This window comes from Candidatus Hamiltonella defensa 5AT (Acyrthosiphon pisum), from assembly GCF_000021705.1.
GTDB lineage: Bacteria > Pseudomonadota > Gammaproteobacteria > Enterobacterales > Enterobacteriaceae > Hamiltonella > Hamiltonella defendens.
Genome location: NC_012751.1, coordinates 2,096,451 through 2,110,331 on the forward strand (window position 1 = coordinate 2,096,451; position 13,881 = coordinate 2,110,331).

Consider the following 13,881-nt stretch of genomic DNA (forward strand, 5'->3'; position numbering starts at 1 on the left):
AACATTGATTTCTACTATTAACCTATATACAGAAGGAACCTCTGTTGGAGCAAGTCTCAACTGGAACCATTATTTTTATTTTAATCGTTATGATCATCATTTCTGCTTATTTTTCTGCCTCTGAAACAGGGATGATGACCCTGAACCGTTATCGTTTACGCCATCTTGCCAAGCAAGGAAATCGCGGAGCACTTCGAGTAGAAAAATTATTGCAACGTCCTGCTCGCCTGATCAGCCTAGTACTGGTCGGCAATAATCTGGTAAACATTCTTGCCTCCTCTTTGGCGACCATTCTTGGGATGCGTTTGTATGGTGATATAGGCGTTGCCATAGCCACTGGGTTGTTAACCTTTTTGATATTGGTTTTTTCTGAGGTGATGCCAAAAACGATTGCGGCTTTATACCCCGAAAAAACGGCCTTTTTAAGCAGCTTCCTGCTAATTCCATTGCAAAAAATCATGATGCCGATGCTATGCTTTTTAAGCGGCACCACGCATTTACTCATGCGATTATTTGGAATCAAGGAATCTATTCATCATATTGATCAGCTCAGTAAAGAAGAACTTCGTAGTATTGTTAATGAATCCCATTCACAGATTTCACGGCGTCATCAAAACATGTTGATTTCGGTGCTTGATTTAGAAAAAGTGTCCGTCAACGACATTATGGTTCCCCGAAGTGAAATAGTGGGTATTGATGTGAATAGCGACTGGAAATCCATTATGCGTCAGCTCACGCATTCACCACATGGCCGCATTCTGCTTTATCGTCAATCTTTGGATGATGCAATTGGTATGCTGAGAGTCAGAGAAGCTTACCGGCTGATGACAGAAAAAAAAGAATTTAATAAAGAAAATTTATTACGTGCGGCCGACGAAATTTACTTTATTCCTGAAGGAACCCCTTTAAATATACAACTGATTAAATTTCAACGTAATAAAGAAAAAGTGGGCATTATTGTTGATGAATATGGTGATATTCAAGGGCTGGTCACAGTAGAAGATATTCTTGAAGAAATTGTGGGAGATTTTACGACCTCGATGTCTCCCAATTTAGCGGAAGAGGTGAATCTTCAAAGTGATGGTTCTGTATTAATTGATGGCAGTGCCAGTGTCCGTGATTTAAATAAAGCATTTAATTGGTCATTACCGATCGGATCACGCACAATCAACGGCCTGTTGTTAGAAGAGTTAGGTGAAATCCCGCCTGTGAACACTGAGTTATGTATTGGTTCTTACCAAATTGCCGTGATGGAGGTACAGGAAAACAGGATCAGACAAGTCAGAATCAAAGCCTTATCTTAAAAATAAAAGCTTATCGAAACTTTTTATTACTCTAGCTTATGATAGCAGATAGGAAAATTGGGGTAACAATATTAGAAAAAAGATATGATAATCCGAAAATATCAGGTGCTGATTTTGAAAATATAAAAAATCAGATAACCAGATTAAAAGAAGAGATAGAATCTATTAATATTACTGTTGGTCTAAACGAAGCTGACAGTAAAAGACAAAAAGAAATCGAAAAAAGAATGGGATATATTGATCTTGCGGCTAGCAGTTATCATAAAGAACCTGAAGAAGAATTTTTTGCTGATGCTAAAGATAATCAGCCATGGTATAAAGAAGATACTCAGAAATGATTGTGAAAAATAAATTGTCTACCTGAGGAATATGAGCCCTCTTCCTGAATTAACGATAACGACCGGAGTGAAGTCGCAGATATTCCTCAAAACTGATAGTATCCCCCCGCTCTAGTTCAGCTTGGCGTTGACATGATGAACGAGACTCATCACATAATTGAGCTTCTGTAAGTAGCTCAAGGGGCTCTTTTTTAAGCTGTTCAAAATATTTTTCGGCACGCTTAAGCCCAATGCTCTCGCCTTGGTTTGCTTTTATTTCTTTAAGAAAACGAGCAGAAAAAGTCAAATCAGGATCTTCAAGATACATCAGCAGTTCATCGCACGCTTTTTGATATTTTTTATCTTTTTCATCGATGATTTCTGCTATTCGTGTTAAACCTTGAAACAAGGTTTTTCCTATTCTTTTGATAGACTGAGGGTTTCTTTCGGTACCGATATTCAGCACTTGATCGGGTTTACGCCCTTCCAATATCACTTTTTCCCAATTTTTCTGAGTATAAAGTAATTCCTCGTCGCTCATCTCATTGGAGGGCGCCAATACACACCAAATTAAAAAAAGATCCAAAAAACGAATTTGCGTTTCATTTATCCCTATAGGTGAAAATGGGTTGATGTCTAAAGAACGGATTTCAAGATATTCAATCCCTCCTTTCAATAAAGCATCGGAAGGAAGCTCACCTATTTCAGTACTCCTCTTAGGTCGAATGGGAGCATATAATTCATTTTCTATTTGCAATACATTGGTATTTAACTGCAAATAACGATTTTTATTTTTTAAACCGATTTTTGCATATTCTTTGGAAGGAATTCGAGTGGCTTTTTTTAAATCATTCACATAAATATTCAAATCATTAAAATTCATTTTTAAATTGCTTTGAGCGGCACTGGTATAGCCTAAACCACTTAAACGTAAAGAGGTGGCATACGGCAGATATAACGTATTTTTCCCAAATGTTTCAAACGCCAGAGAGGATTTTTTTTCTCTTAAAAATGAAGAGCACACTGTAGGGGATCCACCAAATAAATAAGGAATCACCCAGCCAAAACGGTAATAGTTACGCACTAAGCGAAGATAGCCGTCGGAAATGACATTTTTCCCTTTTTTTTCGTCTTCTATGCCTTCTTTTGTTTGCCAAAATGCCAATGGCAGAGAAAAATTATAGTGAACACCACAAATGGTTTGCATCAATGCCCCATAGCGATTTTTTAAGCCTTCGCGATAAAGCGTTTTAAAACGCCCCAGGTTAGAAGAACCGTATTGAGCCAACGGAATATCTTCTTCAGTTTCAATAAAACATGGCATGCTTAAAGGCCAGAAACGTTCATTCATTAACTGACGCGCGGTGTAACGATGAAGATCGCGTAAAAACATCAACGATTTTTGGATATCCTGATCAGCAGGAGTAATAAATTCTAATAGGGCTTCAGAAAAATCAGTGGTGATCCATGGATGAGTGAGAGGAGCCCCTAACACTTTAGGATGAATTGTCATTGCCAAGTGACCATTGGGTGTCACTCTTAGTGTTTCTCTTTCAATACCTCGTCGGATGCCTTTTAATACCTTTGGATGTGCTTCCAACCAAGAAAGCGCTTGTGATACGTCTGGGATCACATTCACCTACCTTTTTGAAAAAACAAATATGATCGGATAACACATTAATAAAAAAGCCTCAAAATTTTTGAGGCTTTTTTATAGCATTACTGGATCAGGGTTCAAAATTTTATTCCGTTTCGATACTGACAAAACTGCGGTTCTTAGTACCTTTAACTTCAAATTTCACTTTGCCATGAGATAAAGCAAACAATGTATGATCTTTTCCACAACCTACATTAACCCCAGGGTGAAATTTAGTGCCGCGCTGACGAACAATAATAGTACCTGCCAGAACTTTTTCTCCTCCAAAACGCTTGACGCCCAGACGTTTACCTTCAGAGTCGCGACCGTTACGAGTTGACCCACCCGCTTTTTTATGTGCCATACATCACTCCTCTTGAAGTATTAACTTATAATTCCAATAATTTTCACATCTGTAAACCACTGGCGATGGCCCTGCTGTTTGCGATAATGCTTACGACGACGAAATTTAATGATTTTAATTTTATCAGCACGACCGTGTGCCATCACTTCCGCCTGAACCAAGCCTCCATTAATCAAAGGAGCGCCGACTTTGATCGTTTCACCATCTGAGATCATCAAGACTTGATTAAAATTAATTTTTTCACCGGTTACATTGCTCAGCTTCTCCAAACGAACAGTCTCGCCTTCAGTTACACGATGTTGTTTACCACCACTTTGAAAAACTGCGTACATATTAAAGCCCCGATTTCTGAGCGAAAAAATAAAAAAGCCCCATACATTAATAATAAGCCGGGCATTTTACGCAAATATAAAACAGATAACAAGAACAGAATCGAAAGAAGGCATAGCCATCGCGCCATAAATCTATTGGAAATGTAAATAAGAATAGAGTAAGGAGAACTGCCTATTTTTTTAAACTCCCAGAGCCCCGTCTCCAGCCCGAAACAAACTGCATAAATTAATGGACTTTATTAACAGTGCCATATATTAACTTTAAAGTTAAAAAAATAATTATTTTTTTAACTTTATCAGTTCTATAATTTTCAACTTTGCAAGTGCTTTGGATAATTCAATTGAGGCTTTAGTGTAATCAATATCAGCATGCGGTTTGTTGAGATTCGCCTCTGCATCGCATTTTGATTTTAACACCCTCTCTTCATCTAAATCTTCCCCTCGAATGGCGGTGTCCGCCAAGATAGTGACTAGCTTTGGCTGAACTTCAAGGATCCCTCCTGATAAATAAATGAATTCTTCTTCGCCTTGCTCATTTATCATACACACCATCCCTGGCTTCAAGGCAGTCAATAAAGGGGCGTGTCCAGAGAAAATACCCAATTCCCCCTCGCTGCCTGTGACCCGGATTTTTTGTACAACACCAGAAAACATGTTTTTCTCGACGCTGACAACATTTAAAAGGTAAGTGGGTGTCATCATATTTATCTCCAATCCGGTGCGTTATAATTTTTTCGCTTTTTCCAAGGCTTCTTCAATGGTGCCAACCATATAGAACGCCTGCTCCGGTAAATGATCATAGTCACCGTTCATTATCCCTTTAAAGCCAGAAATGGTGTCTTTGAGAGAGACAAATTTCCCTGGCGCCCCCGTAAAGACTTCCGCGACAAAGAAAGGTTGAGAGAGAAAACGCTGAATTTTACGCGCCCGAGAAACCGCCAGTTTATCCTCTTCTGATAATTCATCCATCCCCAAAATCGCGATGATATCTTTGAGTTCTTGATAACGTTGAAGAATCGATTGTACACCTCGAGCAACATCGTAATGCTCTTGACCCACAACTAAGGGATCAAGCTGTCGGCTCGTTGAATCTAATGGATCCACGGCAGGGTAAATCCCCAGAGATGCAATTTGACGACTTAAAACCGCAGTTGCATCTAAATGAGCAAATGTCGTGGCAGGTGAAGGATCGGTTAAATCATCTGCAGGAACATAGACGGCTTGAACAGAAGTAATCGAACCTTTTTTGGTGGAAGTAATGCGTTCTTGCAAGACACCCATTTCCTCCGCTAGAGTCGGCTGATAACCCACCGCAGAAGGCATGCGCCCCAAAAGCGCCGATACTTCAGTACCCGCCAAGGTATAACGATAGATATTATCGATAAATAATAAAACGTCTCGGCCTTCATCCCGAAATTTTTCAGCCATAGTCAAGCCGGTGAGCGCCACACGGAGACGATTTCCTGGCGGCTCATTCATCTGGCCATAGACAAGAGACACTTTGTCCAAAACGCCAGATTCTGTCATTTCATGATAAAAATCGTTTCCTTCACGAGTACGTTCACCCACCCCGGCAAAAACAGAATATCCCGAATGTTCTATCGCAATGTTACGGATGAGTTCCATCATGTTGACGGTTTTCCCAACGCCGGCACCCCCAAATAGCCCCACTTTTCCGCCTTTCGCAAAAGGACAAATCAAATCCATCACCTTGATGCCGGTTTCTAATAGTTCTTGTGAATTGGCAAGCTCCTCGTAAGAAGGAGGTTGACGGTGAATAGACCATCTTTCTTGCTCACCTATGGGCCCCTTCATATCAATCGGGTCACCTAACACATTCATGATCCGCCCCAGGGTTTCTTTACCGACAGGAACTTTAATAGGATGACCTAAATCAGTGACAGTAAGCCCGCGCTGAAGACCATCAGAAGATCCCATTGCAATGCACCGAACCACTCCTCCCCCTAATTGTTGCTGTACTTCCATTACCAATTTGATGGCATCATTTTTAACTTCAAGGGCGTTGTATACCTTAGGTACAGCCTCTTGAGGAAATTCTACATCCACTACAGCACCAATTATCTGGATAATTTTTCCAGTCAACATTTCAAATCCTCTACTTAATAATCTGTTCTAAAGCGCTGAAGCGCCGCCTACAATCTCGGTCAATTCTTGAGTAATGCTCGCTTGACGAGCCTTGTTGTAAATCAGCTGCAATTCATCGATGAGGTTGCCCCCATTATCGGTAGCCGCTTTCATGGCAACCATTCTTGCAGCTTGCTCACTGGAAATATTTTCAACCACACCCTGATACACCTGAGATTCTATGTAGCGCCGTAAAAGTGTGTCGAGCAAGACTTTAGGCTCAGGCTCATACAAGTAATCCCAAGATTTTTTTGTGACACCTATCTGGCCTTCATCCATGGGAAGAAGCGGCAAAAGTTGCGTGATTTGGGGTTGTTGAGACATGGTATTAATGAATCTATTGTTCGCGATGTATAATTTATCCAAACGACCTTCATCGTAGGCCTTTAACATCGCTTGTACAGGGCCAATGATATCGGGTAATGAAGGCTTATCAGAGATGCCGGTCACTTGAGCCACTATTTTAGCCCCTATAGAATTGAAAAAAGCGACGCCTTTTGATCCGATCAAAGATAATTCAGATGCCACATTTTTTTCAGACTGATCATGCATATCAGTCAATATCTTTTTAAAAAGATTCACGTTCAGACCACCACAAAGCCCCCTGTCTGTAGAAACGACCAGATAACCGACTCGTTTCACTTTACGTTCTTGCAAGTAAGGATGTTTATATTCCAGGTTACCGAGAGCAAGATGGCCTATTACCTTCCGTATCATTTCTGCATAAGGACGAGTCGCGGACATACTTTCCTGCGATTTACGCATTTTAGAGGCAGCGACCATTTCCATCGCTTTGGTAATTTTCTGCGTGCTTTTGACACTGGCTATTTTGGAGCGTATCTCTTTTGCACTGATCATTTTGATTTTCCTCAATCACAGCTTGTTTTTAACGCTCATGCTACCAAGCCTGGCTCGATTTAAAGTGGTCAAGAAGATCTGTTATCTTCTTTTCAATCTCATTATTGTAATCACCGGTTTGATTGAGTTGGTTTAAAAGCTCAGCATGTTCACGCTCTGCAAAAGACAATAATGCTGTTTCAAAACCTGCTAATGATGTGAGATCAACGTCTTCTAGATATCCTTTTTCTGCAGCAAATAGGAGTAAAGATTGTTGCCCAACCGATAGAGGTGCATATTGTTTTTGTTTGAGTAATTCGGTGACTTTTTGACCATGATTGAGTTGTTTACGGGTTGAATCATCTAAATCAGATGCAAATTGAGAAAAAGCCGCCAACTCACGATATTGAGCCAAAGCAGTACGAATACCCCCTGAGAGTTTTTTCATAACTTTGGTTTGAGCCGCCCCTCCGACACGAGAAACAGAAATACCTGGGTTGACCGCAGGACGAATACCCGCATTAAATAAGCCAGATTCAAGAAAAATTTGGCCATCTGTAATCGAAATAACATTAGTAGGAACAAAGGCAGAAACATCTCCCGCTTGCGTTTCTATAATCGGTAAAGCAGTCAAAGAGCCAGTTTTGCCTTTCACTTTACCTTGAGTAAAAGTTTCAACGTACTCGGCATTAACCCGTGCCGCCCTTTCAAGTAAACGAGAATGCAAATAGAACACATCGCCAGGATACGCTTCTCGACCTGGTGGACGACGTAATAGTAAAGATATTTGTCGATAAGCCACGGCTTGTTTAGAAAGATCATCGTAAACAATTAAGGCATCTTCGCCTCTATCTCTGAAATATTCTCCCATGGCACAGCCAGAATAAGGCGCTAAATATTGCAAAGCGGCGGATTCAGAAGCAGTAGCGACAACCACAATTGTGTTTGATAAGGCGCCATGCTCTTCAAGTTTACGAACCACATTTGCAATGGTAGAGGCTTTTTGGCCTATGGCGACGTATACACATTTTATTTCTGAATCGCGTTGGTTAATGATGGTATCAATCGCTAAAGCGGTTTTTCCTGTTTGTCTATCGCCGATAATCAGTTCGCGTTGACCACGGCCGATAGGGATCATTGAATCGACGGATTTATAACCCGTTTGAAGAGGTTGATCGACGGATTGCCTTTCAATGACACCAGGCGCAATGGTTTCAACAGGAGAAAACCCCTGATTGTTTAGGGTTCCTTTGCCATCAATCGGTTTTCCTAATGTATTGACAATTCGGCCTAATAAACCATGACCCACCGGTACACTTAATATGCGACCTGTACATTGTACTTTCATACCTTCTGTTAAATCGATATAAGATCCCATCACAACGGCTCCGACAGAATCTCGCTCAAGGTTAAGCGCTATTGCATAGCGATCACCAGGTAAGGCGATCATTTCACCCTGCATCACGTCAGTTAAACCATGGATACGAATCACGCCATCACTGACGGAAATAATAGTGCCCTCATTGTGAGCCTCGCTCACGATATTAAACTGAGTAATACGTTCTTTTATCAGTTCGCTGATTTCGGTGGAATTCAGTTGCATGTGCTCCAGTTTCCTTAAGAATCTGTTTTAAAATATGCTTTAAATGACATTAAAATATTTATCATGTTCAAGACAATAAAAAATTTTTAAGTCTTTTAAGACGATTGCTGACACTGCCATCTATGACCCTGTCTCCATGACGGATAATCACGCCCGCCAAAATAGATTCATCTATTTTGCAATTTAATGTCACCTTAAGCTGTAAACGTTTTTCCAAGGCAAAAATAATTTTTTTCTTCTGATCTTCATTCAAGGGGATGGCAGAAAACACTTCAATATCAATCACAGAATTGATCATTGCCCGCAACGCCATAAATTGCTTCAGTACTTCAGGCAGAAGCGATAAACGACCATTTTGAGCCATAATTTTAATGAAATTTTTAGAAAATTCATCGAGGTGATCAGAACAAAGACTAATAAATATCTGTGCTGTCTTTTCGGAATGCATCACGCCAGAAAGCCATTGAGTAACTTGCTTATGAGCCGAGACCTGTGCAGAAAAAGCCAACATATTCTGCCAATGTTCAATTGAATGATGTTCAACAGCAAAGTCAAAGATAGCTTTAGCGTAGGGACGAGCGATGGTAGCCATAGACATAAATCGCTTTCTCCTTATAGTTCAGCGACTAATTTATCGATAATGTCACTATTCACTTTTTCATCTATAGACTGTTCGATAATTTTTTGAGCTCCAATGACTGCTAACACAGCAATTTTTTTACGCAATTCTTCATAAGATCGCTGATGTTTTGCCTCAATTTCTGTCTCTGTTTGTGCCAAAATTTGAGAACGCTGTTGTTCTGCCTCGGCTTTCGCTTCTTCAATAATTTGAGACTTGCGTTTATTTGCCTGTTCAATAATCACTTGGGCCTGCAGTTTAGCCTTATTGATTTGTTCGGTTGAATTAACCTGCGCCAACTCCAAATCTTTTTTGGCATTTTCTGCAAACGCAAGACCATCAGCTATTTCTTTCTGACGTTTTTCAATGGCATTAATAATGGGAGGCCATACATATTTCATACAAAAAAGAACAAAAAGGACAAACGCAATAGCCTGTCCGAGGATTGTTGCGTTAAGATTCACAACACAATACCTCTTTAAAAGTGGATGATTTCATGTGATTAAAAAGTGAAAATATAATCATTTTTATGCCGCAGCAAACATAATATAAAGACCTAAACCAACAGCAATCATAGGAATCGCATCTACTAAGCCCATCACGATGAAAAATTGAGTACGTAATAAAGGAATGAGCTCAGGTTGGCGTGCCGCCCCTTCTAAAAATTTCCCCCCCAATATGCCGATACCAATTGCAGCGCCGATAGCCGCCAGCCCCATCATAATGGCCGCAGCTAAGTACAATAGGTCCATATTTATATTTTCCATCATAGTCTCCAGTTTTGTTTTTGTTGATAAAGCGATAGTAAAAAAATGTATTTTTTGAATCCTGATGTTGTTACAAAAATATAAAATTAGTGCTCTGAAGAAGCCATCGAGAGATAAACAATCGTCAAAACCATAAATATAAAAGCTTGTAATGTAATGATCAGAATATGGAAGATCGCCCAAGGGACACTCAATATCCACTGAAACCACCAGGGCATTAAACCCGCGATCAAGATAAAAATGAGTTCTCCTGCATACATGTTACCGAAGAGCCTTAAGCTCAATGAAATGGGTTTTGAAATCAAGGTGACCATTTCTAAAAGCAAGTTAATAGGAATGAACACCGGGTGATTAAAGGGTCTTAAGGTCAGTTCTTTTATGAAACCGGATACCCCTTTTATTTTGATGCTATAAAACAAAATAAGAATGAATACACCCAAAGCCATTGACAGCGTTGTGCTCACATCAGCAGTCGGAACTGCTCTTAATGAGGGCAATCCTAGCAAATGTTCGCTTAAGTAAGGGAGTAAATCAACAGGGAGTAAATCCATAAAGTTCATTAATAATATCCAGACAAAGACGGTTAACGCTAAAGGCGCTATGACTTTACTTTTTCCGTGGTACATGTCCTGAACGTTTTTATCTATAAAACCGATCACTAATTCCACCATAATTTGTAATTTTCCGGGTGTCCCACTAGATATACTAACGGCAACCTTACGAAATAACAGTAAAAAAAGAAGACCTAAAGTGAAAGAGAAAAACAAAGAGTCAAAGTTGATTGTCCAGAATGGAACGGGATCCGTTGAGTTCGGATCAACCCATTTAAAATTAAGTAAATTTAACTGCAAGTGATCCAGATGGTGACTTATATAATCCTTTGAACTACGACTTTCTCCTAATCCAGACATGATGTCTTTTACCCTTTTAAATTAATGCAATATAAAATTTATAGAAAGCAAAAACGGAACCGAGGATAACAAAAGTCTTCAATTGCATAAACAAGAAATTTTCTTTCATTCTCTTATTTGAGAGAGATACTGACGCAATTTTTTTGTTCTCAGTAGGCGAAACCATTTTATGTAACGAATAATGCGTTTATTTTTAAAACAATCAAATGACGTTCTGCCTCTAATTTGGGTATTTGTAGCTTAAAAATAGATTTCAAAGTAATTTGAGAGGGCAAATCAGCCAATTCATGGTCAGGTTTTACTCCTTTCAAAGCATAAAAACACCCTGTTGTTTTATCAACCAAATGCTCACAACAAGACAGCATATTTTTTAGTGAGGCAAACGCTCTGCTGATGACGCCATCAAAACGTTTGCTCGGAAAAAAAGACTCTACTCTGCTTTGTATGGGTTGAATATTAGTTAATCTAAGAGATTGCTGAACTTGGCGCAAAAAGCAGATACGCTTTCCAATACTATCTAGTAGGGTGAAATGAGAATCAGGGAGAACAATCGCAAGAAGGAGGCCAGGTAAACCTGGCCCTGTACCCACATCAATAAATTTTCGACCTTTTAAATATGGAGCAACAATAATGCTGTCTAAAACATGCTTTATCAACATCTCTTTTGGATCATGAACGGAAGTGAAATTATAAGTTTTATTCCACTGACACAGAAGTTCGATATAACTTATTATTTTTTGTTTTTGTTCTTCGGATAAGTTTATTTTTGCGATTGAAAGCAAAATATTTAATTCGTCCAACACAATAATCCCTTTTTATTTAAAATTAAGCGCTACGCCGCAATAAGCCCTGTTTTTTTAACCAAACTAGCAGAATAGATATCGCGGCAGGCGTGATGCCAGAAATACGTGATGCTTGTCCTAATGAGATTGGTTTGTGATCGTTTAGTTTAGAGACCACTTCATTTGATAAGCCAGAAATGAGCGAATAATCAAAACTTAAAGGTAACAAAGTATTTTCGTTGCGTAATTGCTTTGCAATTTCTTCTTTTTGACGAACAATATAGCCTTCGTATTTTATTTGAATTTCAACTTGCATACCTGCTTCGTTGTTTTCTAGTGAAGGTAAAAACGGTTTTAAAGAAGTCAGTAAAGAGTAATTGACCTCTGGCCTGCGCAAAAGATCTTCACCATTCGTTTCACGAGATAATGGCGATTTAATAATTTGGTCTATCTGATTATCTGAATTTGGTTTTATCCATATGCTGCGCAGCCTTTGTTTTTCCTGTTCTATCAATTCTACTTTTTGATTGAAACGACACCATCTGTTTTCATCGACGAGCCCTAATTGATAACCTATTTCTGTCAGACGTAAATCTGCATTATCCTCTCGAAGCAATAATCGATACTCAGCACGTGAGGTAAACATACGATAAGGTTCTTGAGTTCCTAGAGTCGTTAAATCATCAACCAACACACCGATATAAGCTTGATTACGGAGTGGAAACCATCCCTCTTCCCCTCGAGCAAGGCGCCCTGCATTTAATCCTGCTAATAATCCTTGAGCTGCCGCCTCTTCATAGCCTGTTGTGCCATTAATCTGTCCCGCAAAAAACAGGCCTTGAATATGTTTACTTTCTAAAGTGGGTTTTAAATCACGGGGATCAAAGTAATCATATTCAATCGCATAACCAGGGCGAACGATAAAAGCATTTTTCATTCCTTGAATCGAACGAACTATTTTCAGTTGTACATCGAAAGGGAGACTGGTTGAAATACCGTTAGGGTAGATTTCGTTACTGGTAAGCCCTTCTGGCTCTAAAAAAATTTGATGAGCGCTCCGATCAGAAAAACGTATGATTTTATCTTCAATAGAGGGGCAGTATCTTGGGCCTATTCCGTCAATGATTCCCCTGTACATAGGGCTTCTTTCTAAATTTTTTTGAATAATTTCATGCGTTTTTTCATTGGTATAGGTGATATGACAAGGTTTCTGTGTGAGAGGGGGATGTTGTCTTCCAAGAAAAGAAAATAAGGGTAAGGGAGTGTCGCCCAGCTGGATTTTTAAGTTTTTAAAGTTAATGCTTCTGGCGTCTATCCTCGGAGGCGTGCCAGTTTTTAAGCGGCCTATTCGTAGAGGAAGTTTTCTTAATTGTGAGGCTAACGAGATGGAAGCGGTATCTCCAGCACGTCCAGCGCTATAATTTTCTAAACCCAGGTGTATTTTTCCGTCTAAAAAAGTCCCTACCGTTAATACGATTGATTTAGCATGAAATTTTAACCCCATTTTAGTGACGGCACCGACAACTAGATCGTTTTTTAAGATCAAGTCATCAACAGGTTGCTGAAAAATCGATAAATTGGTCTGATTTTCTAATGCGGATCGAATAACTTTACGATAAACAGTGCGATCGAGTTGAACTCGGGTCGATTTTACGGCAGGGCCTTTACTGGCGTTGAGTATCCTGGATTGAATACTGGCTTTATCGGCAGCCATTCCCATCAGTCCACCAAGTGCATCGATTTCTTTGACAAGTTGTCCTTTTCCTATCCCTCCAATCGCTGGATTGCAAGATAATTGACCTAAGGTATCGATGTTATGTGTCAGCAATAACGTTTTGCAACCCATACGAGCCGAGGCCATAGCGGCTTCAGTTCCTGAATGGCCTCCACCTATCACAATAACGTCAAATTGATCTGGATAAAACATGTCACTTTACCTTGGGCGAAAAAAATTTTCCAATCTTGCTGGATCTATTCTACTTAAATTTTGATCAAGAGTGAAATCAGATTATTCGGTTGTTATTTTAATAAGATCTTTTTATTTAAAGATCTTTTATTATTTTTATTATTAGGATCACTGTTTTCTGTGGGTAAGTGGTTTTTTGCCATATCTATCATTGCTTTTAAGAAGATCAATTCCTGTGGATTACCTGTGATTATCTTGTGTATAAAGTGTGGATAAAAATGACTTTTATCCACAGGGTGTTTTTTTACAATAGTTATCCCGTAGATATACACAGGTTATTCACAGCTTTTCAACATGG

15 protein-coding genes are annotated in these 13,881 nt (G+C 39.4%); 2 read left to right on the plus strand and 13 right to left on the minus strand.

Annotated features, from left to right (window positions below):
- Nucleotides 1-44 precede the first annotated feature (44 nt).
- Both HDEF_RS10435 and HDEF_RS10440 read left to right on the plus strand, forming a co-directional pair.
- A complete protein-coding gene (locus tag HDEF_RS10435) occupies nt 45-1,304 on the plus strand; it encodes an HlyC/CorC family transporter (protein WP_044612416.1) in 1,260 nt (419 codons plus the stop codon).
- 38 nt (nt 1,305-1,342) lie between these two features.
- A complete protein-coding gene (locus HDEF_RS10440; RefSeq protein WP_015874586.1) occupies nt 1,343-1,642 on the plus strand; it encodes a hypothetical protein in 300 nt (99 codons plus the stop codon).
- Nucleotides 1,643-1,691: 49 nt separating this feature from the next.
- Here the strand turns inward: HDEF_RS10440 and gshA are convergent, their stop codons facing one another.
- The 13 genes from gshA to mnmG form a co-directional block, all read right to left on the minus strand.
- Nucleotides 1,692-3,254 carry a glutamate--cysteine ligase gene (gene gshA / locus HDEF_RS10445; RefSeq protein ID WP_044612417.1) on the minus strand — a complete coding sequence of 521 codons (1,563 nt, stop codon included), beginning with the start codon at nt 3,252-3,254 and terminating at the stop codon, nt 1,692-1,694.
- 109 nt (nt 3,255-3,363) lie between these two features.
- A complete protein-coding gene (rpmA, locus tag HDEF_RS10450; protein ID WP_015874588.1) occupies nt 3,364-3,621 on the minus strand; it encodes a 50S ribosomal protein L27 in 258 nt (85 codons plus the stop codon).
- Nucleotides 3,622-3,641: 20 nt separating this feature from the next.
- A complete protein-coding gene (gene rplU, locus HDEF_RS10455; RefSeq protein ID WP_015874589.1) occupies nt 3,642-3,953 on the minus strand; it encodes a 50S ribosomal protein L21 in 312 nt (103 codons plus the stop codon).
- 279 nt (nt 3,954-4,232) lie between these two features.
- The gene (locus HDEF_RS10460; RefSeq protein WP_015874590.1) at nt 4,233-4,652 is read right to left on the minus strand and encodes a F0F1 ATP synthase subunit epsilon; all 420 of its coding nucleotides are present in this window, start codon (nt 4,650-4,652) and stop codon (nt 4,233-4,235) included.
- Between the two features lie 24 nt (nt 4,653-4,676).
- The gene (atpD, locus tag HDEF_RS10465) at nt 4,677-6,059 is read right to left on the minus strand and encodes a F0F1 ATP synthase subunit beta (protein WP_015874591.1); all 1,383 of its coding nucleotides are present in this window, start codon (nt 6,057-6,059) and stop codon (nt 4,677-4,679) included.
- A 27-nt stretch (nt 6,060-6,086) separates the two neighbouring features.
- On the minus strand, nt 6,087-6,956 hold the full coding sequence (atpG, locus tag HDEF_RS10470; protein ID WP_015874592.1) for a F0F1 ATP synthase subunit gamma: 870 nt from the start codon (nt 6,954-6,956) through the stop codon (nt 6,087-6,089).
- Nucleotides 6,957-6,996: 40 nt separating this feature from the next.
- Nucleotides 6,997-8,538, minus strand: coding sequence for a F0F1 ATP synthase subunit alpha (gene atpA / locus HDEF_RS10475; protein WP_015874593.1), 1,542 nt, complete (start codon nt 8,536-8,538; stop codon nt 6,997-6,999).
- Between the two features lie 67 nt (nt 8,539-8,605).
- Nucleotides 8,606-9,136 (minus strand): F0F1 ATP synthase subunit delta, encoded by a 531-nt coding sequence (gene atpH / locus HDEF_RS10480; RefSeq protein ID WP_015874594.1) that lies wholly within the window; start codon nt 9,134-9,136, stop codon nt 8,606-8,608.
- 14 nt (nt 9,137-9,150) lie between these two features.
- Nucleotides 9,151-9,621, minus strand: a complete 471-nt coding sequence (gene atpF / locus HDEF_RS10485) for a F0F1 ATP synthase subunit B (protein ID WP_015874595.1) — start codon at nt 9,619-9,621, stop codon at nt 9,151-9,153.
- Nucleotides 9,622-9,684: 63 nt separating this feature from the next.
- A complete protein-coding gene (atpE, locus tag HDEF_RS10490) occupies nt 9,685-9,924 on the minus strand; it encodes a F0F1 ATP synthase subunit C (RefSeq protein WP_015874596.1) in 240 nt (79 codons plus the stop codon).
- Nucleotides 9,925-10,010: 86 nt separating this feature from the next.
- Nucleotides 10,011-10,835 (minus strand): F0F1 ATP synthase subunit A, encoded by an 825-nt coding sequence (gene atpB, locus HDEF_RS10495; protein ID WP_015874597.1) that lies wholly within the window; start codon nt 10,833-10,835, stop codon nt 10,011-10,013.
- A gap of 167 nt (nt 10,836-11,002) precedes the next feature.
- Nucleotides 11,003-11,638, minus strand: coding sequence for a 16S rRNA (guanine(527)-N(7))-methyltransferase RsmG (gene rsmG, locus HDEF_RS10500; RefSeq protein ID WP_015874598.1), 636 nt, complete (start codon nt 11,636-11,638; stop codon nt 11,003-11,005).
- A 22-nt stretch (nt 11,639-11,660) separates the two neighbouring features.
- The gene (mnmG, locus tag HDEF_RS10505) at nt 11,661-13,544 is read right to left on the minus strand and encodes a tRNA uridine-5-carboxymethylaminomethyl(34) synthesis enzyme MnmG (protein WP_015874599.1); all 1,884 of its coding nucleotides are present in this window, start codon (nt 13,542-13,544) and stop codon (nt 11,661-11,663) included.
- Nucleotides 13,545-13,881 lie beyond the last annotated feature (337 nt).

What these genes read in the sequence shown, in the direction of transcription:
- HDEF_RS10440 (WP_015874586.1), top strand. Translation starts at nt 1,343, where the DNA reads ATGATAGCAGATAGGAAAATTGGGGTAACAATATTAGAAAAAAGATAT.
- atpD (WP_015874591.1), bottom strand. Translation starts at nt 6,059, where the DNA reads ATGTTGACTGGAAAAATTATCCAGATAATTGGTGCTGTAGTGGATGTA.
- rplU (WP_015874589.1), bottom strand. Translation starts at nt 3,953, where the DNA reads ATGTACGCAGTTTTTCAAAGTGGTGGTAAACAACATCGTGTAACTGAA.
- atpH (WP_015874594.1), bottom strand. Translation starts at nt 9,136, where the DNA reads ATGTCTATGGCTACCATCGCTCGTCCCTACGCTAAAGCTATCTTTGAC.
- rpmA (WP_015874588.1), bottom strand. Translation starts at nt 3,621, where the DNA reads ATGGCACATAAAAAAGCGGGTGGGTCAACTCGTAACGGTCGCGACTCT.
- atpG (WP_015874592.1), bottom strand. Translation starts at nt 6,956, where the DNA reads ATGATCAGTGCAAAAGAGATACGCTCCAAAATAGCCAGTGTCAAAAGC.
- atpA (WP_015874593.1), bottom strand. Translation starts at nt 8,538, where the DNA reads ATGCAACTGAATTCCACCGAAATCAGCGAACTGATAAAAGAACGTATT.
- atpE (WP_015874596.1), bottom strand. Translation starts at nt 9,924, where the DNA reads ATGGAAAATATAAATATGGACCTATTGTACTTAGCTGCGGCCATTATG.
- mnmG (WP_015874599.1), bottom strand. Translation starts at nt 13,544, where the DNA reads ATGTTTTATCCAGATCAATTTGACGTTATTGTGATAGGTGGAGGCCAT.
- atpB (WP_015874597.1), bottom strand. Translation starts at nt 10,835, where the DNA reads ATGTCTGGATTAGGAGAAAGTCGTAGTTCAAAGGATTATATAAGTCAC.
- HDEF_RS10460 (WP_015874590.1), bottom strand. Translation starts at nt 4,652, where the DNA reads ATGACACCCACTTACCTTTTAAATGTTGTCAGCGTCGAGAAAAACATG.